At 57.4% G+C, this 24,636-nt stretch carries 23 protein-coding genes; 9 read left to right on the forward strand and 14 right to left on the reverse strand.

Features of this window, described 5'->3' with window-relative positions; all coding sequences use genetic code 11:
- Nucleotides 1-45: 45 nt before the first annotated feature.
- The 4 genes from W02_RS17225 to W02_RS17240 form a co-directional block, all read right to left on the reverse strand.
- Entirely contained in the window at nucleotides 46-666 is a 621-nt protein-coding gene (locus W02_RS17225) for a nuclear transport factor 2 family protein (protein WP_173049902.1), read from the reverse strand.
- 120 nt (nucleotides 667-786) lie between these two features.
- Entirely contained in the window at nucleotides 787-2,007 is a 1,221-nt protein-coding gene (locus tag W02_RS17230) for an outer membrane beta-barrel protein (protein WP_173049903.1), read from the reverse strand.
- The gene (locus tag W02_RS17235) at nucleotides 2,004-2,165 is read right to left on the reverse strand and encodes a hypothetical protein (RefSeq protein WP_173049905.1); all 162 of its coding nucleotides are present in this window, start codon (nucleotides 2,163-2,165) and stop codon (nucleotides 2,004-2,006) included. Before W02_RS17235 ends, W02_RS17230 begins: the two co-directional genes overlap by 4 nt.
- Nucleotides 2,166-2,735: 570 nt before the next feature.
- Nucleotides 2,736-3,047, reverse strand: a complete 312-nt coding sequence (locus tag W02_RS17240) for a hypothetical protein (protein ID WP_173049907.1) — start codon at nucleotides 3,045-3,047, stop codon at nucleotides 2,736-2,738.
- Between the two features lie 308 nt (nucleotides 3,048-3,355).
- Between W02_RS17240 and W02_RS17245 the strand changes: the two genes are divergently transcribed.
- Nucleotides 3,356-3,868 carry a hypothetical protein gene (locus W02_RS17245; protein ID WP_173049909.1) on the forward strand — a complete coding sequence of 171 codons (513 nt, stop codon included), beginning with the start codon at nucleotides 3,356-3,358 and terminating at the stop codon, nucleotides 3,866-3,868.
- Nucleotides 3,869-3,980: 112 nt separating this feature from the next.
- On the opposite strand, the gene glgX is transcribed toward W02_RS17245, so the two are convergent.
- Entirely contained in the window at nucleotides 3,981-6,155 is a 2,175-nt protein-coding gene (glgX, locus tag W02_RS17250; RefSeq protein WP_173051539.1) for a glycogen debranching protein GlgX, read from the reverse strand.
- A gap of 118 nt (nucleotides 6,156-6,273) precedes the next feature.
- Here glgX and treZ point away from each other — a divergent pair, with 118 nt between their 5' ends.
- From treZ to treY, 4 genes are all read left to right on the forward strand, one after another.
- A complete protein-coding gene (gene treZ, locus W02_RS17255; protein WP_173049911.1) occupies nucleotides 6,274-8,151 on the forward strand; it encodes a malto-oligosyltrehalose trehalohydrolase in 1,878 nt (625 codons plus the stop codon).
- Between the two features lie 67 nt (nucleotides 8,152-8,218).
- The gene (locus W02_RS17260; protein ID WP_173049913.1) at nucleotides 8,219-9,133 is read left to right on the forward strand and encodes a mechanosensitive ion channel family protein; all 915 of its coding nucleotides are present in this window, start codon (nucleotides 8,219-8,221) and stop codon (nucleotides 9,131-9,133) included.
- A 101-nt stretch (nucleotides 9,134-9,234) separates the two neighbouring features.
- Nucleotides 9,235-9,393 (forward strand): hypothetical protein, encoded by a 159-nt coding sequence (locus W02_RS17265; protein ID WP_173049915.1) that lies wholly within the window; start codon nucleotides 9,235-9,237, stop codon nucleotides 9,391-9,393.
- Between the two features lie 45 nt (nucleotides 9,394-9,438).
- Nucleotides 9,439-12,339: a malto-oligosyltrehalose synthase gene (gene treY / locus W02_RS17270; RefSeq protein ID WP_197742051.1), complete on the forward strand. Its 2,901-nt coding sequence runs from the start codon at nucleotides 9,439-9,441 to the stop codon at nucleotides 12,337-12,339.
- Between the two features lie 106 nt (nucleotides 12,340-12,445).
- Here treY and W02_RS17275 read toward each other — a convergent pair whose 3' ends face one another.
- On the reverse strand, nucleotides 12,446-13,369 hold the full coding sequence (locus W02_RS17275) for a hypothetical protein (protein WP_173049917.1): 924 nt from the start codon (nucleotides 13,367-13,369) through the stop codon (nucleotides 12,446-12,448).
- Nucleotides 13,370-13,630: 261 nt separating this feature from the next.
- Between W02_RS17275 and W02_RS17280 the strand changes: the two genes are divergently transcribed.
- Entirely contained in the window at nucleotides 13,631-14,071 is a 441-nt protein-coding gene (locus W02_RS17280; RefSeq protein WP_173049920.1) for a YtxH domain-containing protein, read from the forward strand.
- Between the two features lie 115 nt (nucleotides 14,072-14,186).
- Here W02_RS17280 and W02_RS17285 read toward each other — a convergent pair whose 3' ends face one another.
- Both W02_RS17285 and W02_RS17290 read right to left on the reverse strand, forming a co-directional pair.
- Nucleotides 14,187-15,068, reverse strand: coding sequence for a hypothetical protein (locus W02_RS17285; RefSeq protein ID WP_173049922.1), 882 nt, complete (start codon nucleotides 15,066-15,068; stop codon nucleotides 14,187-14,189).
- Nucleotides 15,065-15,532, reverse strand: coding sequence for a hypothetical protein (locus W02_RS17290; protein ID WP_173049924.1), 468 nt, complete (start codon nucleotides 15,530-15,532; stop codon nucleotides 15,065-15,067). The genes W02_RS17285 and W02_RS17290 overlap by 4 nt, the downstream gene beginning before the upstream one ends.
- Nucleotides 15,533-15,633: 101 nt before the next feature.
- On the opposite strand from W02_RS17290, the gene W02_RS17295 reads away from it, so the two are divergent.
- Together W02_RS17295 and W02_RS17300 are read left to right on the forward strand one after the other, a co-directional pair.
- Entirely contained in the window at nucleotides 15,634-16,305 is a 672-nt protein-coding gene (locus W02_RS17295; RefSeq protein ID WP_232068583.1) for a TVP38/TMEM64 family protein, read from the forward strand.
- A 26-nt stretch (nucleotides 16,306-16,331) separates the two neighbouring features.
- Nucleotides 16,332-17,618 (forward strand): hypothetical protein, encoded by a 1,287-nt coding sequence (locus tag W02_RS17300; protein WP_173049928.1) that lies wholly within the window; start codon nucleotides 16,332-16,334, stop codon nucleotides 17,616-17,618.
- A 249-nt stretch (nucleotides 17,619-17,867) separates the two neighbouring features.
- Here the strand turns inward: W02_RS17300 and W02_RS17305 are convergent, their stop codons facing one another.
- The 5 genes from W02_RS17305 to W02_RS17325 all read right to left on the reverse strand — a co-directional run bounded on the left by W02_RS17305 (nucleotide 17,868) and on the right by W02_RS17325 (nucleotide 22,782).
- Entirely contained in the window at nucleotides 17,868-18,197 is a 330-nt protein-coding gene (locus W02_RS17305; protein ID WP_173049930.1) for an Hpt domain-containing protein, read from the reverse strand.
- The gene (locus W02_RS17310) at nucleotides 18,194-20,482 is read right to left on the reverse strand and encodes a response regulator (RefSeq protein ID WP_173049932.1); all 2,289 of its coding nucleotides are present in this window, start codon (nucleotides 20,480-20,482) and stop codon (nucleotides 18,194-18,196) included. The genes W02_RS17305 and W02_RS17310 overlap by 4 nt, the downstream gene beginning before the upstream one ends.
- A gap of 42 nt (nucleotides 20,483-20,524) precedes the next feature.
- Nucleotides 20,525-21,529 carry a diguanylate cyclase domain-containing protein gene (locus tag W02_RS17315; RefSeq protein ID WP_173049940.1) on the reverse strand — a complete coding sequence of 335 codons (1,005 nt, stop codon included), beginning with the start codon at nucleotides 21,527-21,529 and terminating at the stop codon, nucleotides 20,525-20,527.
- A 49-nt stretch (nucleotides 21,530-21,578) separates the two neighbouring features.
- On the reverse strand, nucleotides 21,579-22,217 hold the full coding sequence (locus W02_RS17320; protein WP_173049942.1) for a PleD family two-component system response regulator: 639 nt from the start codon (nucleotides 22,215-22,217) through the stop codon (nucleotides 21,579-21,581).
- A 118-nt stretch (nucleotides 22,218-22,335) separates the two neighbouring features.
- Nucleotides 22,336-22,782: a GatB/YqeY domain-containing protein gene (locus tag W02_RS17325; protein ID WP_173049944.1), complete on the reverse strand. Its 447-nt coding sequence runs from the start codon at nucleotides 22,780-22,782 to the stop codon at nucleotides 22,336-22,338.
- Nucleotides 22,783-22,965: 183 nt separating this feature from the next.
- On the opposite strand from W02_RS17325, the gene W02_RS17330 reads away from it, so the two are divergent.
- Nucleotides 22,966-23,178 (forward strand): hypothetical protein, encoded by a 213-nt coding sequence (locus tag W02_RS17330; RefSeq protein ID WP_173049946.1) that lies wholly within the window; start codon nucleotides 22,966-22,968, stop codon nucleotides 23,176-23,178.
- An 8-nt stretch (nucleotides 23,179-23,186) separates the two neighbouring features.
- Here the strand turns inward: W02_RS17330 and W02_RS17335 are convergent, their stop codons facing one another.
- Nucleotides 23,187-24,605: an MFS transporter gene (locus W02_RS17335; RefSeq protein ID WP_173049948.1), complete on the reverse strand. Its 1,419-nt coding sequence runs from the start codon at nucleotides 24,603-24,605 to the stop codon at nucleotides 23,187-23,189.
- Nucleotides 24,606-24,636 lie beyond the last annotated feature (31 nt).

The raw sequence follows: 24,636 nt of genomic DNA on the forward strand, positions 1-24,636 counted from the left end.
AATCGCCGATCCGTTGGGCAAGCAAAGATGGTTGAACGAACACGCTCAGAACGGCCTCGGTTGCAGCAAGAAGGCCCTGGGACGTACCGTCGAGCAATGTTCGTGTCGTATCGACCATGTGTCCGCCTGCTTTTTGAGAATGGCCGTACATTGACCTTGTGAAACTTCCTGAAGCACGCCGCTCCTTCTGACGGTGTATTCATACTCGTAGGTGGCCCATCCTAACGTCCCTTCGACACCGGGCGTGATGTTCATGAACTTGGATGAAATACCGATGGGTTCGCCAAGCCTCATCCGATCCAACACCTCTGCAAGGTATGTGTGCTTGTCCTTGACCGTTTCGGGTTTGCCGTCCTTGATTCCTGCATAATCTTCCGCGTAGAAACCGAGAATGGAGGCGGGGTCTTTCGTGCTGTACAATTGCGACTCGGCGTTCGCGACTTCGTTCAGGGTCGTGACGATGAGGCCGCCTTCTTGGGTGACTTCCGGCCTTGCGTCTTGTTGGGACGTAGGGCTGTCGCCGTTGCCGGTGCACCCCTGGACCAGAGTCAGGGCGAAGAGAGAGGCAACCATCGCGAGATGGCGGTTCATAAGCTGTGGCGGCGGCCCGCCAGGCCTGGCAACACTCGCCGTGATCTGCGGCAGCGTATGGAACGTCTCACGCATGTCTCGCCCGTGTTGGCAGCCACCTCTATGACAGCAGCCGGCATGAATTCCGCTCAGCCGGTCTTTGCACAAAAGCATGTTCGCATTCATCGTCGGCCATCTCTCATGCAACGGTCTCGTTTACGGCGAGTCGAGCGTCCAGATCAGACCGACAATCAGCAGGTGCTGCGCCGGCGTCAGGCCGATGACCCCCGGGGCGATTTCATTCCCTTTGAAGAATCCACCGCCCGGTCCACGCGATTCGTCATAGCGGTATTCCACACGGGCAATCATGTTGGTCCATTTGTAGGGGAATTTGTATTCGCTCGTGGTCGTGATAGCTTTGATCAGCTGCTCCGAGCCGGTCATCAAGCCGTTCCTGTCCCAGTAGACCTCAGGGCGAAACGCCAGGCTCCAGGGCCCGCCGATATGCCACCTCATGGGAAAGGCAGCGCCCATGTAGAACGTGCGGGGATTGCCGGGGGCCGAGGCGGTTCGTTGCGTGCCGACTTGATACTCGCCCGCAATCGTCACATTCTCCGAGGCCTTCCATTCGACGATGCTGTCGGAAAATGTCCGCCAGAATTCCAATGACGTATCGGATTGATCCGGGCCGTAATAGACTGTTTCTTTGATCGTCCAGGATGCGTTGGGCTTGTACGCGGCTTGTGCCCCGTAACTCGGAAGACTGTTCGCATTTTGGAGGTGAAAGTATTCGTTGACGACGAAAAACGCCGTGCTCCATCGATCATTGAATGCGTACTGGACGTTGGCGCCGAACATCAGATAGGGAGAATAGTCGGCGATCCAGGCCCGCGTGTAATTGAAATTGTCCTTTGCGTAGAGCGATTCGTATCCGATGAAGCTGTTGAATAGGCCCGCTTGTATGGTCAGGCCGGTTCCGATGGGAGCGAGGTACGATACATTGGCTCGTCCAAAATGGCGCAACGCATCGGATCCTTCGACTTTCGGCAGATTGGCGCCGAACCCGAAGTCCTTGGCGTCCTGCCCGCCTTGACCTAAGAGTTCCATCCCCCAACGTGATCGTTCGGTGGCGTCTTTTCTCAGATAGACGGCGCCCATGTTCAGATCGAGTTCATTGACTCTCGGAGTGGTGCTGCGGTTGCGGAACAGATGATTCTCGGGAAAGTTGAAGTCCACGGCATAGCCGAGATCGATGAAGCCGCCGTAGTGCCACTCCGATGGTTGCGGCGTCTGTGCGACAACGGAATCCGTTGATCCGGCGGAGTCATGCCGCTGGTCGGAACCGGCGGTCTGCGCAATCGCCCCCGTAGTCGTCCATATGGCCAGTGCACATCCAAAAAGGATCGAAATGCGGAGTGGGATGCGTTGGGGATTCATGCGACGCTCTGTCCCTTCGTCGAAACTCCGGCCGCTCCTATGCGCCCTCGCGGATCGTCGGTTTTCGGGCGTACGTCGGCTTGAAGGATACTGATGACCAGGAGCCACAGCAATCCGACTTCCCCCGCCAATAGTCCGCAGATGATCACCGCTTCCATGTCGGCACCTCTCTTTCTTCGCGCGTTGTTTGCTAAGGTTGTCATGCTCAAACACGCTGTCGATAAGTGTACCGGTTGCGATGTAAGGACGATGTAAAAGCCGGAGGGAATAAGGTCAAGATGGTATCAGGACAGGACTGACACGAAGGACGATAAGGGCGAGCAAGGTGCTGGAGGATTGTGACTGAATTTGGAACCCCGAAACTTTACATGTGAACCGCGCTGGATTTCCGCATGGCGGAGTCTAGGCGGGGTTATGTAACAGCATGGTCCGGCCCATCAGTCATGTTTCAGGAGACGGGCAATAGGCATATCGGGCTATTGCCGCGCCGCGCGCATGGACGACCGTTCGGGGGCTCGTGATCGAAATGAGTGATTGTTTCTCGTAGTTGGAATCTTCGAGGAGCGAAAGGATCCCCGTTCTCCGGCCTTCCGTGAATTGTGATCGTCGTTGATGCGAAGGCTCTTGTTGGTGGTGAGATATTTCTGTTGCGAGTGCAGGAACGACAATCCGGGCAAGTCAACCTTGGGGCCTTGCCCGGGATGTCGCCTGCCCATCCAGGCGTCTGCCTAGTTATCGCGTTGGAGAGTCGTCGTATGCCCCTGGTCGGTGACATACGCCTTGACCATGTCGCCAACAACAACTTTATCCATTTTCGTGCTCTTATCTACATGGATACGGTTGACCTTGCCGTCGGTGTCCTTGATTGAATAGTACTCGCCGTCTACCTTCATCAAGGTTCCTGTGATCGTATCTTTGGTCAGACGCTCCTTGATCGTCGGAGTCGCTTCCTTGTCCGACATCGGATCCGCCGCCTGCACCATCCCTGAGCCGAAGCCCAGTAATGCCAATCCGAACATGAATACCACAGTGCGTTTCATAGCTCCCTCCTTAAACTGTTTTGATCAACGGGTCGCTCTAGAGCTAAAAAGCAAGGAATGAACCAAATGCGAAACCTGCGTGAAACGAGAGTATTTGTTTTTCGGATCGGACAAGGTGTCCTGGGGACACTATTGATGGACATAATGTGCGTTCGAATCGCTCGCTGGTCAGTCCCCTGGACTCAAGACGCGCAAGGGTCCAATTTTAGTGATTGCGGACAATTGCCTAAGAGCCCTATGATGCCCATGACAGTCTCTCTGGTTCTGGGAGTCGTCCATGCTCCTCACATCCACCAAGGAGGTTCGTTATGGTCTCAGGTGCTAAAGCATTGTGCCTATTGTGTCCTGCATTGGGCATGCTAGCGCTCGCGGCCGGGTGCAGTTCTGGTCCTCCAGCCCCCAAACAACCCCATCGTGTCCACACGGTGAACATCGGCCAGACCGTAGAACCGGGGCAGATCAATGTAGGCAGGGGAGACGAGGTGCGCTGGTTGAATCAGGGGTCGCAGCCCGTCGCGGTCATATTCCCAAAGCCGGATTCGATTCTCGTGACCTGCCGCAGTGGATTTAGAACTCCGAACGCCAAAATGCTCTCGGCCTTAATTGCTCCCAATGCCTCTGCCAGTCTCTGTTTTGCCGAACACGGCAAATATAATTATTCGATTCGTGATAACGAGTCTGCGGGTGCTGCCCAGACAGACAGATCCGGAACGGTCATGATTGTCGCAGGAGCGGACCGGAGTACCGACACCGTGCCGCCGGCGGCGACCTCCACCGGCCAATCCACGGGAGTTCAACCGATGGAAACTCCCAACCCATAACGAAATGCCCGGCGGGTACGAATGGTGAGAGCGGCTGCTCTCGCATGAGTGTCAGCAGCCGCTTTCCTTGTCGAGAGGGTGATCTTAGGGAGACTTTGTTCCCCAGCCGTCGTCACAGGGAATCGAGCAGATCCCGTGAAACGAGACTGCGCCGTTCCTTGTGACTGATCATCAGTACGGCAAGTGAGCGGGCCTCCAGTTCGTACTGCTCTCCCCCCTTGAAAATGATCCTGACGGCACCATTGGTGGCCGTCACCGACGTATCGAGAGTCAACTGCCACCGCACCCCGCGCTTGTGGGCCGGCAGGGTAAATCTCAACGGCTCATGATGCGCATTGAGCAAGATCAGCAGGGTCTCATCGACGATCGTCCTGCCTTTGTCGTCCGTTTCCGTAATAGCATCTCCCGCCAGCCGTAAAGAGAGCGATCGCACGTAACCCGCATTCCAGTCCTCGTCCGTCAATTCCTTGCCGTCGGGCCGGAACCAGGAGAGGTCTTTGACTTCTGATCCGCGTATATGCCGGCCCTGAAAGAACAGACGGCGGCGCAACACCGGATGGCTTTTGCGAAACTCGATGAGTTTCCGTACAAAGGTCAACAACTCCCGTTCGGCTCCGTTCAGCTTCCAATCGAACCAGCTGATTTCGTTGTCCTGACAGTAGGCATTATTATTCCCCCGCTGTGTCCGGCCAAACTCGTCCCCGCCGCAGATCATCGGGACGCCTTGGGAAAAGAGGAGCAGTGCGAAGAAGTTCCGCTTTTGGCGTGCACGCAGCGAGACGATGGCCGGGTCATCGGCCGGACCTTCCGTGCCGCAATTCCAGCTGGCGTTGTCGTCAGTTCCGTCTCGGTTATCTTCACCGTTGGCTTCGTTGTGTTTGTTGTCGTAGGAAACGAGATCATGAAGCGTGAACCCGTCGTGAGCCGTGAAGAAGTTCACGCTTGCATAGGGCCGGCGCCCGCTCGTGCTGTAGAGGTCGCTGCTGCCCGTCAAGCGATAGGCGAGCTCAGCCACTTGGCCTCCGTCGCCCTTGACGTACCGACGGATCACGTCGCGATACTTCCCGTTCCATTCGGCCCAGCCGACGGGGAAATTTCCTACTTGGTATCCGCCCTCGCCGACGTCCCACGGTTCCGCGATCAGCTTGACCTGCGACAGCACCGGATCTTGATGGAGGATGTCGAAGAATGCGCTCAGTCGATCGACAGCATGGAGTTCGCGCGCGAGCGCAGACGCCAGGTCGAACCGGAACCCGTCCACGTGCATGTCCATCACCCAGTACCGGAGACTGTCCATGATCAATTGCAGCGTCCGTGGATGCGTCACGTTCAAGGTATTGCCGCAGCCGGTGTAATCCATATAGTACCGGCGGTCTTCATCGACCAGCTTGTAGTAGGCCGCATTGTCGATGCCGCGAAAGCAGAGCGTCGGGCCCAGATGATTCCCTTCGGCGGTGTGATTGTAGACGACATCGAGGATGACCTCGATGCCGGCGCTGTGAAACGTCTTGACCATCGTCTTGAATTCCCTGACATGGCGGCCACGGACAGGCGACCGTGCATACCGGATGTCGGGGGCGAAAAATCCGATCGAGTTATATCCCCAGTAATTGTTGAGTCCGCGGTCGATCAAATGTTTGTCGCTGACAAAATGATGCACGGGCAGCAGTTCCACCGCCGTGATTCCAAGGTCCAGCAGGTGGTCGATGACGGCCGGTGTCGTCAGTGCGGCATAGCTTCCGCGGGTATCCTGCGGCACATCGGGGTGGCGTGCCGTAAACCCCTTGACATGCATCTCATAAATGATCGTACGGTCCCAGGGGGTGTTGAGCTGACGATCGCCGCCCCAGGTGAATGCCTGGTCGATGACCACGCATTTGGGGATGCTGCCGGCATTGTCTCTCGTGTCGAAAGAAAGATCGCCCGAGGGGGCGCCGATCTGATATCCGAACATGGCGTCGGACCATTTGATCGTTCCGGCGATAGATTTCGCATAGGGGTCGATCAGAAGCTTGTGCGGGTTGAAGCGATGACCTTCCTCGGGCGCGTACGGCCCGTGCACACGATAGCCGTAATGCTGGCCGGGCCAGAGGCCCGGGAGGTAGGCATGCCAGATCTGATCCGTCCGTTCTTCCATGCGCACGCGGAAAGATTCCGTGGTCGAATCAGGACCATCAAACAGGCAAAGGTCTACGGCCGTTGCATTTTCGGAGAAGAGCGCAAAGTTCACACCCTCTCCATTCCATGTGGCGCCCAGTGGATACGGTTTTCCAGGCCAGACTCTCATCATTGGTCGTTTCCGTGTTGAATAGGGTTGCGTACAGGGACACCTACGTATAACCATACCGATAGGCTTGTGCAAGGTCGTGAATGGTGCAGAAAAGTCCATTGAAAGGAACAATCGAATGTCGCAGCGATGGGCACTGGATATTGGAGCGAATCAGGTAGGGGATAACGCGACGCGATTCCGGGTCTGGGCTCCGAAAGCCAATAGGGTCGCGGTCAAGATTGAAGCAGATCATCGGCAGGTCGTTCCCATGACCGCCGACGGACAGGGACATCACGAGGCGCTCGTCCAGGGAGTGACGACCGGCTCGCGGTACCGATATGTTCTCGACGGTTCGCTCGAACGGCCCGATCCCGTATCGCGGTTCCAGCCGGACGGAGTCCATGGCACGTCGATGGTCGTCGATCCTGGAGAGTTTCCCTGGACCGATCGCGAGTGGAGAGGGCTCTCACTCAAAGAACTCATCATGTATGAGCTGCATGTCGGCACGTTCACGAAGGAAGGGACCTTCGACGCCGTCATTCCTCATCTTCCCTACTTGAAAAACACGGTAGGCATCACGGCCATCGAACTCATGCCGGTTGCACAGTTTCCCGGAGGGCGAAACTGGGGGTATGACGGAGCCTTTCCGTTCGCACCGCAATCCACCTATGGAGGACCGGAAGGGCTGAGGCGTCTGGTGAATGCCTGCCATGCGGAGGGAATGGCCGTCATTCTGGACGTGGTCTACAACCATATGGGACCGGAAGGAAATTATCTGGGAGACTTCGGGCCCTATTTTACCGACCGCTATCGGACGCCATGGGGTTCGGCCATCAACTACGACGGACCGGACAGCGACCCCGTCCGGCATTATGTGGTGAGTAACGCCGTCTACTGGGTGACCGAGTATCGAATCGACGGGCTCAGGCTCGATGCCGTGCATGGAATCTATGACTTCAGCGCCAGACATGTCTTGAGAGACATCGCTTCGGCAGTGCATGTTCAAGCCAAGGCGTTGAACCGGCAGATCGTGGTCATCGCTGAAAGCGATTTGAACGATACCCGGGTCATTGATGCGCCGTCGGCCGGTGGTTTCGGACTCGACGGGCAATGGAACGATGATTTCCATCACTCTCTGCGCGTCGTCCTTACGGGTGAACAGAAGGGGTATTACAGCGACTTTCAGGGATTGCATGATCTGTCGACGGCCGTGCAGAACGGATACGTCTATAACGGCAAATATTCCCCGCACCGGCGCCGCCGTCACGGGAATTCATCCACCCATTGCCGGCCGGCGCAATTCGTCGTCTTCGCGCAGAATCACGATCAGATCGGTAACCGTGCCGAAGGCGATCGTTTAAGCGCACGGATCCCGAGCGAGGCATTGAAAGTGTCGCTGGCGCTGACCCTGCTCTCGCCTCAGATTCCGATGCTGTTCATGGGCGAGGAGTACGGGGAAACAGCCCCTTTCCAATACTTCATCGAACACAGTGATCCGGAATTGATCGAAGCAGTCCGGCGGGGACGGCGACGGGAGTTTGCGCTGTTCGGATGGGATCCGGACCAAATTCCAGACCCGCAGGCACCCAGTACGTTCGAACGGTCCCGCGTGAATCGGAGTGGTTTGGACGCCGTCAAGCATGGCCTCTTGCGATGGACGCATGCGCTCATTGAAGCCAGGAAGGCCCATCCGGTCCTTGCCGCCGGTGAATCGGCCACCCCGCTCCATTCAGTGCGCGCCATGGAAGAGGAGAGGGTATTGATCGTGCACCGGTGGGCCGAGTCCGAACGTCATGCCGTGCTGATTTTCGGCTTCAATGCCGCTCCCGTCGCGATCACGATCGACAAGCCCGAGGGACCCTGGCATCTGCTGCTGGATTCCAATTCGAGGGAATTCGGGGCGGACGAGCAAGGCCGCCCTGCGCCGGAGTTGAGCGTCACCTCGGGTGGCACATCACTCACACTTTCCCCCTCTACCGTTCTGGTGTATATCTCGCCTGATCCCCGCATGTGAATGGATTACGAGCGTTCTGCCATGCCCTGTCGACGCCCGTCTGTATCGTTTACCGAGGAGGTTGATCATGTCCCCGATGTATCTCGCGCGGTTCTTTGACCGGTCGTTCGATTGGATTTCGACATCAGGATTGAGGATCCTGCTTATCTCCACTGCCATCGCCGTTTTTCTCGTCATCGTGAAGCGGTTATTGATGCGATTTCGCCGCCTCTATGAGGGAACGCTCTCCGCTCCCGCACAGATCAAACGGGCCGACACGCTGTCGCAAGTGATCCGCGACGTGGCGAGGGTTGTGATCCTTGTCGTCGGAGGCATGATGATTCTGTCGGAAGTCGGCATCGATTTGAAGCCTCTGCTGGCCGCCGCCGGACTCGGCGGGTTGGCGATAGGCTTTGGCGCACAGAGCCTCGTCAAAGACGTCATCTCGGGGTTTTTTATCCTGCTCGAGGATTCGGTTCAAATCGGAGACGCCGTCGAGATCGCCGGTGTCAGCGGAGTCGTAGAGGAAGTCAATCTCAGGACGATCACGTTGCGGGACGGTGCTGGGAGCGTCTACGTGGTTCCGAACGGAAGCATCGACAAGGTCAAGAACATGACCAAATCGTATTGTTACTACCTCCTCGACATCAATGTCTCCTATCGTGAAAATGTCGATGAGGTGATGGCGGTCGTGCGGGCCCTTGGCGAAGAATTGCGCAGCGATCCGGCATTCGGCACAGATATCCTCGAACCGCTGGAGATGTTCGGCGTGGACCAATTCACCGATTCTGCGGTGGTGATCAAATGTCGTATCAAGACCACGCCCACACAGCAGTGGCGGGTCGGTCGCGAAATGAACCGGCGGATCAAGAACACATTCGACGCGCGCGGCATCGAGATGCCGTTCCCGCATCGCACGATTTACTGGGGTGAACCCAAGCACGGGACTCCTCCTCCAGTCTATGTCGCACAGTGGCGGGGAGAGCCGGCGGCGTCGACCTGATCGGCGGCCGGACCGAACGAGCGGCCGATTCCATGAGATGGCGATCACGGGGGAGTGGAACAATCCAACGGCCGGTTGTAGACTCGGCAGAAGGAGGGGCGGTGATCAAATATCTGAGGACGCGGGCAAAGCATCGCCGGCCTCGCTGGTGGGGCGGGTGGCAGACCGAGTTGTCGATTCGTGATTACGTGTGGTGGTGCTGCATCGTCGGATTCGGCCTCTTTACGATTGTCGGCATGTGGTTCATGTTAGCCGGCTAGGATGCGTGACGCGTCCGTTCCTTCTCGCGTGTGGAAAGGATAGTCTTGCAGCGTATCAGCCATCCGCGCATTCCGCTTTCGACCTACCGTCTCCAAATGAACCGTACCTGCACGTTCCGTGACGTGACAGCCCGTGTGGCATACTTGCACGCCCTGGGCATTACGGATCTTTACTGCTCGCCCTATTTTGCATCCGTCCCGGGCAGCATGCACGGCTATGATGTCGTCGATCCAACCATTTTGAATCCGGAGATCGGGACGGAGGAGGACTACCGCGCGTTGGTCGCGGAGTTGCATCAGCGGGAAATGGGACAACTGTTGGACGTCGTCCCCAATCACATGAGCATCGCATTGCAGATCAACCGCTGGTGGCAGGACGTGCTGGAAAACGGTCCCAGTTCCACCTATGCGTCCTTTTTCGACATCGATTGGGTTCCACTCAAGGCGGAACTTCTCGATAAAGTCTTGCTGCCGATTCTGGGCGATCACTATGGCGTGGTGTTGGAGAACCAGCAGCTTCAATTGGGATACGAAGAAGGGCACTTCATACTCCGCTACGCGGATCATCATCTTCCGATCGGTCCGAAATCCGCCGCCATGATCCTGTCGTACCGCCTGGATCCCTTGAAACAGAAAATCGGAGCGGATCATGCGGATCTTCTCGAACTGGAAAGCATCATCACCGCATTGCGTCATTTGCCGTCGCGCCATGAACGCTCACCGGAAACGATCGCCGAGCGCTATCGGGAAAAGGAGATCACCAGAAGGCGGCTGAAGGTGCTGACGGGGCAGAGTGAGGCGATCAAGACCTTCATCGAAGACAACGTCCGCCGGTTCAATGGCATCACCGGCGATCCTCGGAGCTTTGATCTCCTCGATGAACTGCTCAATGCGCAGGCCTACCGGTTGGCCAATTGGCGGGTGGCCTCCGAAGAAATCAACTACCGCCGGTTTTTCGACATCAACGAGCTGGCCGCGATCCGTATGGAGCACCCTGCCGTCTTTGCGGAAACGCATACGCTTCTGCTTCGCCTTGTCAAGGAAGGGGCGGTGACCGGTCTGCGCATCGATCACGTGGATGGACTGTACGATCCTGCCGACTACCTCATCAAGCTGCAGGAATGGGCGAGAAAGGAATTGACGCCGGACAATCCGGTGGCGCAGCCGCTCTATGTGGTCGTGGAGAAGATTCTGGCCGTCAACGAAGAGCTGCCCTCCAATTGGCCTGTCTATGGGACAACCGGCTACGAATTCGTCAACTGGACCAATGCGCTGTTTGTCGATCGAACGGCCGAGCGGGCGTTTGACGCCATGTATGGGCGGGTGATCGGACGGATCGAACCGTTCGAGGAACTGACGTACCGGTGTAAGCAGCTTATCATGCAGGCCTCGCTGTCGAGCGACCTCAACGTGCTCGGGCATCAACTCAACGTATTGTCGGAGCGGGACCGCCGTTCTCGCGATTTCACGCTGAACAGCCTGATCCACGCGATCGAAGAAATCATCGCCTGTTTTCCCGTGTACCGGACGTACATGACCGGTGGCACCGACGGCATTCTCGAACGCGATCGGACATTCGTGTGGCAGGCGGTGGCCAAAGCCAAGCGACGCAACCCGGCGGTCAGCGGGCTGGTCTTCGACTTCGTGCGGGATCTGCTGTTGGGCGCATCGAATTTGACGGAGCTCCACCGCGAGGAATGCCTGAGATTCGTGAAGAAGTTCCAGCAAACGACCAGCCCGGTCACAGCCAAGGGAATCGAGGATACCGCTTTTTATCGATTCCACCGCTTCGTCTCACTGAATGAGGTCGGCGCGGATCCGCAGCAGTTCGGTATCACCCCGAATCTCGTGCACCAACAGTTCAAGGGACGTCAGGCCAGATGGTCGGCCGCGCTGTCGGCCACGTCGACGCACGACACGAAGCGCAGTGAAGACGTCCGTGCCAGGCTCAATGTGCTGTCCGAAGTCCCGAAACGGTGGAATGATCACGTCGTGCGGTGGCGGAAGGCGAACCGGCGGTTCAAAAGCGAGGTGCAGGGCGAAACGGCACCGGGTCAAAATGAGGAATATCTTCTGTACCAGACTCTCCTGGGCGCCTGGCCTCTGGAACGGATGGATGAAGACGCGTACGCGCAATTCGTCGAACGCATTCAGCGCTACATGATCAAAGCCGTGAAAGAAGCCAAGCAGCTCACCAGCTGGGTCAGTCCCGACTCCGAATATGAGGAGGCGTTGGGAACGTTCGTCGGAAAGATTCTGGACCGTTCCGAGTCGAATGCATTCCTCGAGGACTTTCTTCCCTTTCAGGAGGAGATCGCCCAGTTCGGCCTGTATAACTCCTTGTCGCAAGTGCTGCTGAAGATCGCAGCTCCCGGTGTGCCGGATTTCTATCAAGGCACCGAACTGTGGGATTTCAGTCTGGTGGACCCTGACAACCGGCGGCCGGTGGACTATGAGAAGCGAGCCCGTTGGCTGGCGGAGTTGAAAACCGCCTCCGAGTCCACTGCACGCCGAACGCTCATGGGGGAGTTGGTGGAGCACCGACTGGACGGGCGCATCAAGATGTTCGTGACGGCAGAAGGGTTACGATACCGGAAGGAACATGCCCAGCTATTCCAACGCGGCGATTACGTGCCGCTCGAAGGAATCGGCGTCCAGCGCGAGCACATTTTCGCTTTTGCGCGGATATTCGAAGGGGAAGCTTTGGTCGCGGCTGTGCCGCGTCTCGTCACGTCGATCGTGCCGGCTGCCATGACGCCCCCGCTGGGGGAAAAGATTTGGGCAGACACCCACATCGTCATGCCGGCCTGGAAGGACGGAACGATATTCCGAAACCGATTCACCGGTGAAGAATTATCAACGGCGAGTCGTGAAGGCAAGCAGGTCATCCCGGCGGGCGGCTTGTTCAACATCTTCCCCGTCGCCCTGCTCGAAAAACAATTTTAACGGTTGGGATCCCTCTGCCGAATCGGTAATCAGAAATCGTCCAAGGAGAAACGTGGCTGAGGGAGGAGAGAGCCGCCCGCTTGGCGACGGGCGGCTCTGTGTTCGACTACTGTGCTTTGCGGAGATCGACGACGCTGCCTTCTTCGTTCAATTCCACGACGATGTACGATCCTTCCTTGATCGGCTTGGTCTTGACCTCCATGCGCTCAAGCGGGAAAACCTTTTCGCCTTCCGGGGTCTGCAACTTGATTTCCTTTTTGGTCTTCCCGGCATAGATCAATTTCCCGAAGATGAGGCGATGCGCTCCCTGCGTGTGCTTTGCAGTTCCGTGGTGATCGATGACCATATTCTCTTCATTGATCCAGAGCGACACCTCGTCTCCAACTGCGGCGTCTTTGGGAGCCGTCTTCGCGCTGATCGTGTATTGTCCCGCCGGCGTCTTCACGAAAATCAGCCCGGATTGAATCTTCGCTACCGTCCCGTTGACTTGAAGGATGTGGCCGGGCTTGGTGCGGGGATGGGAACCAATGGTCATCTCGACGGTGAAGCGATGCACATCGATGACTTTGCCCGCTTCGTTCAATTCGATCGTGACGGGCGTACCTTCCTGAATCGACGAGAGCTGAGAGCGTCCCGTCTGTACATCGAATGCCTTCTCTCCCTCCGGCGTCCACAGTTTGATCTCCTTCCTGTCTTCGGAGGTATAGGTCAAATTGCCGGAGACGAATCGGTGCGCGTGCGCCTTGTCGCCTTTCCGGTGCACGTCGATCACGGCATTGTTCTCGTTGACCTGCATATCGACCTCTTCCCCCACCGTAAGATTCTTTGGAGTCAGGGTCGACGCAATCGTCATGGTGCCCCACGAAGTCTTGACCGTCGTCTGGCCGGACTTCACTTTGGTAACCACTCCGCTCACTCTCAAGTGTGTCGATTTGTGCGCGGCGCTTCCTCCCTCGTCGGCGAACACTCCCGGAACCGACCAGTTGAGCATCAGAGCGATGGATCCGAGAACCAGTAACTTACGCATCATGCAATCTCCTTTGCGACGAGTGACCATACACTTCTGCATCGGGAAGGAGACATATAGTTAAAACCACAGAGAAAAGCAACCAGGCCGTTTGCGGGAATGCAGGCACCCCGCGCTTCTCAATGGGTGAACCCTCGGCAGGTCCTAGTGACGAGAAAAGAGTCTCTTGTGTAAGGGCAGTTCGGTTGGCATACTCAAATTCATCACACAAATGAAAATTTCGGCAGGATGGGATGATCATCCTGTCGCAACGGGAGGGAGCCCATGAGCTATGGAAAGACCGATGTGAAGGCGACGGGGGAGGCATTTCTCGGCGAGGTGGCGAGCGTCATTGCCGGATTGAGGGCCGCGACGCAGGTCATGCGTGAACGGACACGATATGGGGGCAGAATGCCGGTTATTGAGGAACGAGATACTTCCGCCACGGCACTGGTGGCCCTGTTGAGCGGCGCGGCCGTTGGAGCAGTGGCGGCCTTATTGTTGGCCCCGCAGTCCGGAGAGAGATCCCGCAACCAGCTTCGTCGATACGCCAGGCGGGCGCAAAGAAACATTCGGGACATGGCGGATCGGGCTGGGGACGCATTTGATGAGATGCTGGAAGACGGCAAGCAATACGTTGAGTCCAAGAAAGCCGTCTTGCGCGAAAGTATCGACAGCGGGCTCGAATCCGTGCAGCACGAACGGGGACGGTCTCGTCAGGAATAGGTCATCAGTTCGACATTGCAGAGGCTCAGGGCTTCCCTTTCGATCGCCGGATGCGGTCCGGTGGCAGGTGTCGGAGGATGGTCCCTGTGGAGAGGGGCTCTCCTTGCCGATGACGTCATTGATATGCGATCTCGCGCTCGACCTGTTCCACGTCATCCTCAATCGGCTGTCCGTTCGCATCGACAGGATTCAGGACGCGCCTGATGGTGCGTGTGGTCCAGTTGCCGCGTAAGTCATAGTCGTACGAGATCAGCTCCGTTTTGTTGAGGGAAGGATTCTCAGCGTCTTTCTGCGTGATCTCAGCGGCAAGTCCTCTCTCATCGTACCGAATTCGCATGGTGCGCACTTCACCGCCACTCGGTGGACCTGACCGAACCGTCACGACCCGTCCGGCAGTATCGTACTCATAAGACGATGCGGCGAAGGGAAGCCCATTTCGTTCAGTCATGGTTCGTGCCAGCGTTCCGTCGGCTGCATAAGAAAAATAGCGCCGTAAAAGACGCCGACTTTCAAATCGGGTCTCTTCGACCAGCCGTCCGATCGAGTCATAGGCGTAGAGCACGAGGGAGGAAAACGTGCGGCAGGCATGGTAGGCCGCCTCGGCCGCAGTACGCCCCTCTTTGCTGTATGACAGAAGTCTGATCGGGACCGGTCCGAGATCGGGATCCGTCAGCCACTCTCCCAACAGTCGGCCCGTTCTTTCATACCGATACACATAGCGTTCGGGCGGGTCGTCCGGGGCACCATGGCGATTCCAGACCGACCGGCTCGTCACGGTCCCTGAGTCTGAATAACTCAATGACGCGCGCACATCCGCGGCGGTGATCGTGAGCATCTGTGCGGGTCCTGAGATGCCTTCCACGTTCAAGCCGGGAACCGCGGGAAGAAAATCGGTGGCAGAATTCGCAAAGATCTCCGTTGGGTTGCAGAGCCACCCCAACATGAGCAGGAACATGAGCAAGACGGCAAGGGGTGACCGGTTTTGGAAAAGTTTCATGCTCGGCCGCCGTTCAGACGCTGATTGGAGAAGTGCAGCAATAGGGCGATGGCGATACCAGTCATCGCACCGATGAGATAGCTTAACAGCCGGACAGGAAACCATAGCAAGGCGGCAACCGCCTCCAGGGTGGGAAGTCGTAGCGACTTGAGAAATAAATCCCATCCATTGGCTTGCGCCAGCGGATGAAGCAGCAATGCGGCCAGGCCGGACAGATACCCGAGACCGGTACCCCAGGCGGCCATTGCGAGAAAGGAGCGAGGTCTTTTAAGATACCGTCGTGCAATCCATACGGCGCAGGGTAAGAAAAGTAGGACGAAGAACACTTGGTAGGCAACCACGAACGATCCTCGGAGCCAGAAGCCGGTCCACTCGTGCAACGGTGTGATATATGCGATGGCATGGCTGATTGCCAGTGAAAGACTTCCTGTCACCCACGCTCGTCGAACCTGCCTTGTTTCCATGTCACGCCGATGAGACTGTCTCTTGGTTGTTATAGCAGAATCGAAGGCAATGCATGTCACAGGATGCGACGACGACTGTCGGCCGACCTGACGAGCCATCCATGACGGGGCGAATCGCTCTCGGAGGATTTGTGCTTGTAACGGTGTTCGCGTTCGTATATTTCGACGTCACGACGTACTTGTCGCTGGATGTCATCAAGGCGAATCGAGACCGGCTGCTGGAACTCGCACAGAGTCACTATCTTCTGGCGGTGACGGCCTTCATCGGCCTGTATATCGTTCAAACCGCCTGTTCGCTACCCGGGGCTACCATGATGACACTCCTTGGCGGGTTCCTGTTCGGGGGCTTGCTGGGAACCCTGTTCGTCAATATCGCCGCCACGACCGGCGCAACGCTGGTGTTCCTGGCCGCCCGCTATCTCTTGCAAGACTGGGTGCAGCGAAAATTCGGGCATCGCATGGAGGCGCTGCAGGAGGGATTTAGCAAGAACGCCTTCTCGTACCTGCTGACATTGCGCCTGATCCCGTTGTTTCCGTTCTTTCTTGTGAATCTCTTGTCAGGACTCACGCGCATGTCCACTGCCGCCTACGTTGGGGCGACGGCCCTGGGGATCATTCCCGGAAGTTTCGTCTATGCCTATGCCGGCAGCCAACTCGGCAGTATCAATTCCCTGTCGGAGATTGCATCGCCAAGGGTGATTCTGGCCCTGACGTTTCTGGGGCTGCTGACGTTGAGTTCGATCCTTTACCGCCACCTGACGGACAAACGATAGCCGGCCTTGCACGATTCCACTTCTTCATGAAGCTGGCAGCGAAAATTCTTCCGGCACTGGGCGTGATTGCCGGGCTGGTCTATGTGTATTACACCGAGATCAAGCCGACCGTGATTTTCGGTCTGCGCTCGGACTATGCGCACGCCATCCCGCTTCAGAAGATTCCAGAAGGGTTGACCAGCCTCAAAGCGGAATCATGCGGGCAGTGCCATCGAGCGATCTACGAGGAATGGAAGACCAGCATCCACTCACAGGCCTTTGTGGATCCGTTCTTTCAAGCCTACTGGAACAAGGACAAACATGTATGGGTCTGTTTGAACTGCCATACGCCGTTGGAGAACCAGCAAGCCACCTTGATTAAGGAGATTCCACGCAACCGAGTCGAAAAATCCCATCAGATCCCCAATCCGCACTTCGATGCCGAGTATCAGAAGGAAGGCGTGACCTGCGCAGCCTGTCATGTGCGCGACGGTGCCATTCTCGGACCGTTCGAAGATTCAGTGGCACCGCATCCGACCAAGTTCGATCCGTCCTTCCGTACCACCCAGGTCTGCTACCGCTGCCACAGCGTCGTCGGAGGGCCCGCGCAATTTTACAATGGGGGGCCGTGCGGAACCTATGCCGAATACGAGGGCAAGTTTTTCATGAAGGAGCGGGGATTTATTTGCCAGAGCTGCCACATGCCCGAGATCACCCGTCCAGTTGCGGCTGACGGTCCCATACGGCAGGGACGTCAACATCTCTGGCGCGGAGGGCACGATCCGGACATGGTCAAGCGGGCGGTCGCCGTACAAGTCGTAGCAAATCCCTCACAACCCAAAGGGGGAGACAACATCGAAGTGACGCTGACGGTGGTCAATGCCGGCGCCGGTCACAAACTTCCCACCGGTGATCCCGACCGCCATTTCACGGTCGAGTTCGAACTGTTGGATCGGGACGGCCGGGTCCTCAAACAACAGCAGGACACGATGGGACGGTGGATCATGTGGCAACCGGCCATTGTCGAATTGTACGATAATCGTCTCATGCCGTTGGCCAGCCGGAATTACACGTTCACACACCGCTTGCCGGAGGATCTGTCAGGGCTCACGATCAAGACTCGCGTCCGTTACCATATTCAGTCGGAACGCCAGCATCAGATGCTCATCAACAAATATGGCCTTACGGCGAACGATCCATACAACTTTGTCGTGTACGAGCGGGAGGTGCCGCTTACAGCTGATCTTGCCCAGGTCTTCGAGGACGCTCCGGATCCGCGATTGGGTTGTTCGATCTCACCTGGTGACTCCACGATCGGACGACACCCCGGTTGATCCACCGGAGCCATCGGTATCGGTTCCCACGCACACATCAGTCGCGACCATGACGTTGCATGGCGTCAAGGGTATGACCAGTCGCCGTATCTCTATGGTTCGGCTGTTTCGTCTCCGGGCCGAAAAGTGCGGGCACTGTCTTTCCCGGCAGGTCGCAGCTGCGACAGCTCGGGCAGATAGCGTGACGTAAGAAGGAAGAAACACATTCGGCCTGCTGAGGAGGAATTTCCACCGAGCAGAGGGCTGATATCAGCGGCGGTAGATGACGTCGACCTTCATGAGAAAGTCCTGTAATTTGCCAACTTGGTTCCTGATAACCTGCTGGTCCCCCCGTATCGCAGCCTGCTCGAGAACATCGCCGATTTCACTGATCGCCTCAAAGCCGTAACCGCCTCCGTCACCCTTCATGCGATGTCCCAGGAGGCGAATGGTTTTCATGTCGTTGGTTTGCAGCGCGTCGTACAACGTGTCGATGTCTTTTCTGCGATTGTCGAGGAACCCCGGGACGATCTCTTCGAGATCGGCGTCGATGGTCACAATGACGCGCGCGCCGTCCGGAGTGGAAGATCGGTCGGTCATGATGTTGGACGTCCTTTGCAGGCCTGGAGAACTTCCAGGAGCGTCTGTTTCTTGACCGGTTTCGTCATGTGCGCATTGCAGCCCGCCTCGAGAATCCGTTCGCTCTCTTCTTTCAAGGCCAGTGCGGTCAGGGCGATGATGTTGGTTTGTGGGACGTCATGCTCGAATTCCCATGCGCGGATGGCCTTTGTCGCTTCATACCCGTCCATCACCGGCATCTGCATGTCCATGAGAATCAAATCGTAGTGACCGGTCTTGAACTTTTCGATGGCGACGGCTCCGTGTTCGGCGATATCCAGTTGATACTGCGTCTGCTTGAGATAGGACCGGATAAGGAACTGATTGTCGGGTGAATCTTCCACCAACAGGATATTCAATGGTCTCGTAGGAGCAGGGGTAACAGTCGGTGTTGATCGCGGGGCAGGAGTGCGGGAAAGTCCCTTCGAACGATCGAGCGCAATGCTGATCGTTTGAAGGAGGTCGGAGCGTCGGATCGGCTTGATCAGATATCCGCCAAGTCCGAGGTCGTAGGTCTTGGCGATATCGTCGACCCAGTTCTGAGACGCGAGCATGACGATGGTCATCCCGGCATCGTACTTCTCCTGTCTGATCTGCTCCACGAGGGCGAAGCCTTCCATATCGGCCATACGGCAATCGAGCAGGAGCAGCGAGAACGGCTGTGTCATCTCCGCCGCCCGGCGCAGTTCAGACAGCGCCTTGACGCCGCCGGACGCCGCGACCACCTCGGCACCCCATGCGGTCAACGTTTCGCGGAGAATTTGCCGATTCGTGTGGTGGTCATCGACGACCAAAGCGCGAACCCCGGAAAGATTGATCCCTGCTGTATCGTGTGCCGGGGGTCGATTGAGCTGAATCCCAAGCTTCACGCAGCAATGAAACGTGCTGCCCCCGCCCACGGTGCTATCCACCCAGATGCGCCCTCCCATGAGTTCGGCCAATTGCTTCGAAATCGTCAGGCCGAGCCCCGTCCCGCCGTATTTGCGGGTCGTCGAGGCGTGAGCTTGCGTAAAACTTTCAAAGATCATTGCCAACTTATTGCCGGGGATGCCGATCCCGGTATCTGTGACCGAGAAGCGGACGGCGCCGGCGCTGCGTCGGTCGGGATCGTTGCAAACCTCGACGATGACGGACCCGGCATCGGTGAACTTGATCGCATTGCTGAGCAGGTTGATGAGGATCTGGTGCAGCCGGTTCGGATCACCGATGACGGCGCAAGGGACGTCAGGGTTGACGTGACAAGCCAACTCCAGACCCTTCTCGTTGGCCCGCATCGCCAGGATTTCGATCGCTTTCTCCACCAGATCATTGAGGTCGAATTCGATGGATTCCAATTCGATATGCCCGGCTTCGACTTTCGACAGATCCAGGATGTCGTTGATCAGGGTGAGCAGGTTGCTGCCGGCACGGCGGAAGCTGCGCAGATATTTGCGTTGATCCGACGTCAGCTCCGTTTCCCAGAGCAAGTCCGCCATTCCAATGATCGCGTTCATCGGTGTTCTGATCTCGTGACTGACGCTGGCCAGGAATTCACTCTTTGCGCGGCTGGCGACTTCGGCGGCTTCTTTGGCGAGCCGGAGCGCCGCCTCGGCTTCGCGCCGTTCGGCCGCGACGAGTGCGAGCGTGGTCATCGTCGCAAGCGAACTCGCGACTTGCTCCTCATAGACGGTCCATCGTCTCGGTCCACCGGTGTGTTCGAGGCATAACACCCCTGCCACAAGGCCCTTCTGACGGATCGGAGCATCGAGCATGGCCCCGATATTCAGCGGCGTGAGATAGTTCTTGATGAACTCTCTCGTTCTGGGATCCCGGTGTGCATCGTGAGCCGCGATGGCCCGCTCTTCGCGGGCCAGTGTCTGAAAATAGAAGGGATAGTCGGTCGATTTGAGCGTCAGGCCGGCGCTGTGCTGTTGCGATGCGTGATCATACAGGTCGGCCAGTCCAATGGACATCCGGTCCTCGGCGAACAGCCAGATGCTGGCGCGGTCCACCTGCAAAAGGTTTCTGCAGGCTTCCGTGATGACTTGAAAGGCCTGCAGCAGATCGCCGCTGTTCAGCGCCTCGCTCTGCGCGAGGGACCTCAGCGTTTCCTGATAGCGCTCCATGAGCACCCCGGGATCTTGGAAGGCAGGCTGCGGTTGCTGTTGAGGTTGGGCCGTACGGGAAGTTGGACGGATGGTCAGGAGCGGCCGGCTACGTTTGCCGGTGGAGCCGGAGGCGGTATTCTTCTTACCTTTAGACCTGACCGGACGTGGATGACGTGGCATGGCCTGGCTGATTGAACCCCAAAACGTTTGCAGCGCAATGCGTTAGTCGTCGTGCGAGTGGGGCACGAGGGTGAGGATGCCGGCCTGCCTGGCGCGGTTGCGGCCATCCTGTTTGGCCTGATAGAGAGCCTGATCCGCAGCCTTGATCAAATCAGTTTGTGAGGCGTTTCGGTTGGGAATGGTGCTGGCAAAGCCCACGCTGATGGTCATCAGATCTCCGTCCGAGTGGGTGATGCCGAGCGATTCGATCCGGCGGCGCAACGTCTCGGCGACCTGTGCGGCGCCGTCCGTGGTGGTGCCCGGCAGCACGACGACAAACTCGTCGCCACCATATCGTGCGACGAGGTCTCCGGGGCGGTTCACTGCTCCGGAGATCGCATTGGCCACTTGGCGAAGACACTCGTCACCGGCCGTGTGTCCTTGGTTATCGTTGTAGGTTTTAAAACGATCGATGTCCAGCATGATGAGCGAGAGCGGCGTCGATTCGCGGACTGCGCGGCGCCATTCCTGATCCAGGAAGTCGTCGAACTGCCGCCGGTTCGTGATTCCCGTCAGACCGTCAAGACAGGAGAGACGGAGCAACATTTGGTTGGCTTCCTGAAGTTGGCGCATCACTTCGAGCAACTCCTGCTCGCGCGCGCGCCGCCGTTCGATTTCGTGAACGAGGCGAAGCACCGAACGGACTCTGGTCAGTAATTCAATCTTGTTGATCGGCTTGGCGATATAGTCCAGCGCCCCGGCGGCAAAAGCCAGTTGAAGGTCCACCGGGTCGGTCTTGACCGTCACCATGATGATGGGGGTGTCCCGGTAGCGCTCGACGGCCTTGATTTGTCTGCAGGCCTCGATGCCGTTCATTTCGGGCATGATGATGTCCATCAGGATCAGATCGACGCGGGCGGCCCCGTGCTTGCCACCGTCCATGCCCAAATGCCTGAAGGCAGTGGAGGCGGATTCAGCGACGAGAATGCTGTCATAACCGGCCGCGGAGAGGATGGATTGGAGAAGCGCGCGATCGTCCGGAGAATCGTCAACCAGAAGGATGCTCATGTCCTCGGTGCCTCTGAAATCAGGGGAAATGCTGAAGAAATCCTAACAGCTAATCCGGGTAAACACCAGGATAAAGCTTTTTAATACAAGGGTGGCACAGGCCGTGGCTGAATTCAGCCTCGGAATGTTCCCCCAAATATTCTTCGATCTGTTGCCAGAACCCGCCGTCATTGCGAATCTTTTTGCACGATGCGCAGATTGGAATGAGACCGCGGAGGACCTTGACCTCCTTCAGCGCACGTTGGAGTTCCTCATTGGACCGCTGAAGTTCCTGTTCTCTGGCCTTCCGTGCATCCGTCTCCTGTTTGAGTCGCAGAGCAGAGGATACGCGCGCCAGGAGATCGATGCTCTGGACAGGCTTGTTGATATAGTCGTTGGCGCCGGCGGCGAAGGCTGCTCGCAGATTCTCCAAGTCATTTTTTGCGGTCACCATGATGACGGGGATGTCGCGAAGGTGCGCGCATTGCTTGATCTGTTTGCAGGCCTCCACGCCGTCCTGCTCGGGCATCAGCACGTCCATGAGGATCAAGTCGACGCGCTTCGTGGCTTCGTGCCCACTCGTATTGAGAAAGGCATCCGCCGACTTGGCTGAATCGGCGCTCAGGATATCGGTGTGACCCGCTTTCCCGAGAATGGAACGAAGAAGTGTGTGCTGGTCCGGTGAGTCGTCAACGATCAGGATGCCCATAACAGGATGTCTGCGCTCGTCTGTTCAATCCGGAGAACGAGAGATCGTGAAAAGCGTAGGTTGAGTATAGCAGGGGCGCGACGGGAGGAAAGAGAAACCTGAAGTTTGACGGGCGCCGTTATTGAAGACGGGCGCGTACCAGATCGCTGACCAGTTTGCCGTCGACCGGCGCGCCGGCAAGCTTGGCCATCACGGCCTTCATGACCGTGCCCATCTCCTTGAGCGACGCGGCCTGGGTTTCGCGAACGACGGAATCCACGATCTCGGCCAACTGGTCCTGTGAGAGGGCGCGAGGCAGGTAGGCTTCGATGATCGAAATTTCCTGACGCTCCTTGGCAGCCAACTCCACCCGGTTGCCTTTTTCGTACTGCTCGACCGATTCCTTCCGCTGTTTGATCATGGTCGTCATGATGCGGCTCATCTCTGCATCGTCGAGGTCCTTTTTCACCTCGACTTCCTTGTTCAGCACAGCGGCCTTGATCATCCGGATCACGTCCATGCGCAGTTGGTCGCGGGCTTTCATGGCGAGCTTGAGGTCTTCTGTGAGGCGATCGCGCAATGACATGACATGCTCCAGATTAAGGTTCCAAGCGAGAATAGCGCGCCGAGCCATCTCAGTCAATGACGACTCCATCGAGAGAGACCGTAGTATGAATGAAGGTCGAGGAGTATGATGTCACCCGATACGGCCAAGAGGCGGTGTAACGTCTCGGACCGCTGCTCATCAATATCAGAAGGAGGGTTCGCAATGGGAAAAGGTACACAGGTTGGGATGAAGACGGTCATGATGTCGTGCATGGCGGCTGCGGCGGCCGTCCTCATCGTCGCCTGTTCGAGCGAAAAGCCAAAGCCCATGGCGCAGCCGACACCTGATCAGGTCAGGGGCCATGCTGATAAGGGCTTTGACAATCTCAAGAAGGAAGAATCGGAGCGCGCAGCTCAGCCGCCGTCGGCTCGCTGAATACCGGGTTATTTCTCGGTTCGAGAAGCAGGACCGATCAGGAAATGAGAGATGGTTTTAAGGAACGGAAGCTCCCGTACAAGATGGCGGCGACGGAAGCGTTCCGTGCGGCGGGCTTCGCCGAAGCTGTTCAGAAGACCGGCAGAAACTCCCAATCTAAAAATTCCGGATAACAGAAACACGAGGGGCAGGTTCGAGACCAACTGGAATGAAAACAGCTCGGCCTCCATACGAGCAGGAAGCGTTTCGACCAGCAAGCTTCCTGCGAGCGCTCCCACCATCCAACCCGATGCATTGATCGTGCTGTAGACAGCCACGGCTTTCCCGCGGTCTTCTGACCGCGCGGCGTCGAACACATAGTTCTGCAGGCCAAGGGCGAGGCCTCCCCAGGTCACCCCGCCGAAAAAATTCACCATGCACAAGAACGACGTATCCGTACTGATCAGGTACATCATGGGAAGAAAGGGGACCATGAGACCGGTCACCGAAAGCAGCGCTTTGTTGCCGAAACGGTCTCCGATCCTGCCCCAGGCTTGCAGCGAAACCAGTTGGCCCAGGATGCCGGCTGCCAGCCATGTCCCGTAATTGAAATATGACAAGTGAAGATCCCGAAGCATGTAGACCACGAAGAACGGGCCCGCTACCATGACGGACATGTGCATGAGTCCTGAGAACAACAGGAACCGCCGGTAGTTTGGACTCGTCTCGGCGAGAAAGCTTCGAAAGCCCCGCCGTCCTTCGCCGTGGGGTGTAGGATGCGTACGCGGGATCCTCGAAAGGGCAAAGAGCGATGCGATGCGGGCCGCGCCCGCGACGAGAAAAATAAACACGAATCCGACCCAGGCGGCAGGAATGTGTTGCCACAGACTGAGGAGGCCACCTGCAGCGCAAAGAGCGAGAAAGCTGATGCTGGCAATGATTTGCGCGCGTCTGGCAAAGTACGCCCCGCGCGCATGTTCGTCGAGATGGTCGGCAATGAAGCTGTTCCAGGTAGGTGTCGTGAAGTGGTTGCATGCGAAGTACAGGGAGGCTCCGGCAATCAGCAGCCATCCGCCGATTTCTGGAAAGAGCAACGGCAGCATGACAATAGGAAGCCAGGAGACGGCTTGCCCGATGGTGCCGGCTCGGATCAGCGCTGTGCGGTCTGGAAACCATTGGAGCAATTTGATCGAGGCAATCTGTGCCGCAGTTCCAACCAGTTGCGGTAAGGCGGACAGAATGCTCAATTGAAATGAGCCCGCGTGCAAAAGTAGGGCGAACGCGGAAAGATATTGTTCGCCGCATCCTTGCGTGATGGCCTGGCAGGCTCCGTCGCGGAAACCGTATCGCCGGGTCAGTTGTGCGAGGTCGTGGTGGGCGGGAACGGTCACCGATTCCGGTGTTGCACCGAAGTGGCCGGCCTCACCGGCAGTCTCTTTGATGTCCATAAATTACGAGTGTGATGACAGCCTACCATAG

This window comes from Nitrospira sp. KM1, from assembly GCF_011405515.1.
Classification (GTDB): domain Bacteria; phylum Nitrospirota; class Nitrospiria; order Nitrospirales; family Nitrospiraceae; genus Nitrospira_C.

What these genes read in the sequence shown, in the direction of transcription:
- W02_RS17225 (WP_173049902.1), bottom strand. Translation starts at nt 666, where the DNA reads ATGCGTGAGACGTTCCATACGCTGCCGCAGATCACGGCGAGTGTTGCC.
- W02_RS17230 (WP_173049903.1), bottom strand. Translation starts at nt 2,007, where the DNA reads ATGAATCCCCAACGCATCCCACTCCGCATTTCGATCCTTTTTGGATGT.
- W02_RS17235 (WP_173049905.1), bottom strand. Translation starts at nt 2,165, where the DNA reads ATGGAAGCGGTGATCATCTGCGGACTATTGGCGGGGGAAGTCGGATTG.
- W02_RS17240 (WP_173049907.1), bottom strand. Translation starts at nt 3,047, where the DNA reads ATGAAACGCACTGTGGTATTCATGTTCGGATTGGCATTACTGGGCTTC.
- W02_RS17245 (WP_173049909.1), top strand. Translation starts at nt 3,356, where the DNA reads ATGGTCTCAGGTGCTAAAGCATTGTGCCTATTGTGTCCTGCATTGGGC.
- glgX (WP_173051539.1), bottom strand. Translation starts at nt 6,155, where the DNA reads ATGAGAGTCTGGCCTGGAAAACCGTATCCACTGGGCGCCACATGGAAT.
- treZ (WP_173049911.1), top strand. Translation starts at nt 6,274, where the DNA reads ATGTCGCAGCGATGGGCACTGGATATTGGAGCGAATCAGGTAGGGGAT.
- W02_RS17260 (WP_173049913.1), top strand. Translation starts at nt 8,219, where the DNA reads ATGTCCCCGATGTATCTCGCGCGGTTCTTTGACCGGTCGTTCGATTGG.
- W02_RS17275 (WP_173049917.1), bottom strand. Translation starts at nt 13,369, where the DNA reads ATGATGCGTAAGTTACTGGTTCTCGGATCCATCGCTCTGATGCTCAAC.
- W02_RS17280 (WP_173049920.1), top strand. Translation starts at nt 13,631, where the DNA reads ATGAGCTATGGAAAGACCGATGTGAAGGCGACGGGGGAGGCATTTCTC.
- W02_RS17285 (WP_173049922.1), bottom strand. Translation starts at nt 15,068, where the DNA reads ATGAAACTTTTCCAAAACCGGTCACCCCTTGCCGTCTTGCTCATGTTC.
- W02_RS17290 (WP_173049924.1), bottom strand. Translation starts at nt 15,532, where the DNA reads ATGGAAACAAGGCAGGTTCGACGAGCGTGGGTGACAGGAAGTCTTTCA.
- W02_RS17295 (WP_232068583.1), top strand. Translation starts at nt 15,634, where the DNA reads ATGACGGGGCGAATCGCTCTCGGAGGATTTGTGCTTGTAACGGTGTTC.
- W02_RS17300 (WP_173049928.1), top strand. Translation starts at nt 16,332, where the DNA reads ATGAAGCTGGCAGCGAAAATTCTTCCGGCACTGGGCGTGATTGCCGGG.
- W02_RS17305 (WP_173049930.1), bottom strand. Translation starts at nt 18,197, where the DNA reads ATGACCGACCGATCTTCCACTCCGGACGGCGCGCGCGTCATTGTGACC.
- W02_RS17310 (WP_173049932.1), bottom strand. Translation starts at nt 20,482, where the DNA reads ATGCCACGTCATCCACGTCCGGTCAGGTCTAAAGGTAAGAAGAATACC.
- W02_RS17315 (WP_173049940.1), bottom strand. Translation starts at nt 21,529, where the DNA reads ATGAGCATCCTTCTGGTTGACGATTCTCCGGACGATCGCGCGCTTCTC.
- W02_RS17320 (WP_173049942.1), bottom strand. Translation starts at nt 22,217, where the DNA reads ATGGGCATCCTGATCGTTGACGACTCACCGGACCAGCACACACTTCTT.
- W02_RS17325 (WP_173049944.1), bottom strand. Translation starts at nt 22,782, where the DNA reads ATGTCATTGCGCGATCGCCTCACAGAAGACCTCAAGCTCGCCATGAAA.
- W02_RS17330 (WP_173049946.1), top strand. Translation starts at nt 22,966, where the DNA reads ATGGGAAAAGGTACACAGGTTGGGATGAAGACGGTCATGATGTCGTGC.
- W02_RS17335 (WP_173049948.1), bottom strand. Translation starts at nt 24,605, where the DNA reads ATGGACATCAAAGAGACTGCCGGTGAGGCCGGCCACTTCGGTGCAACA.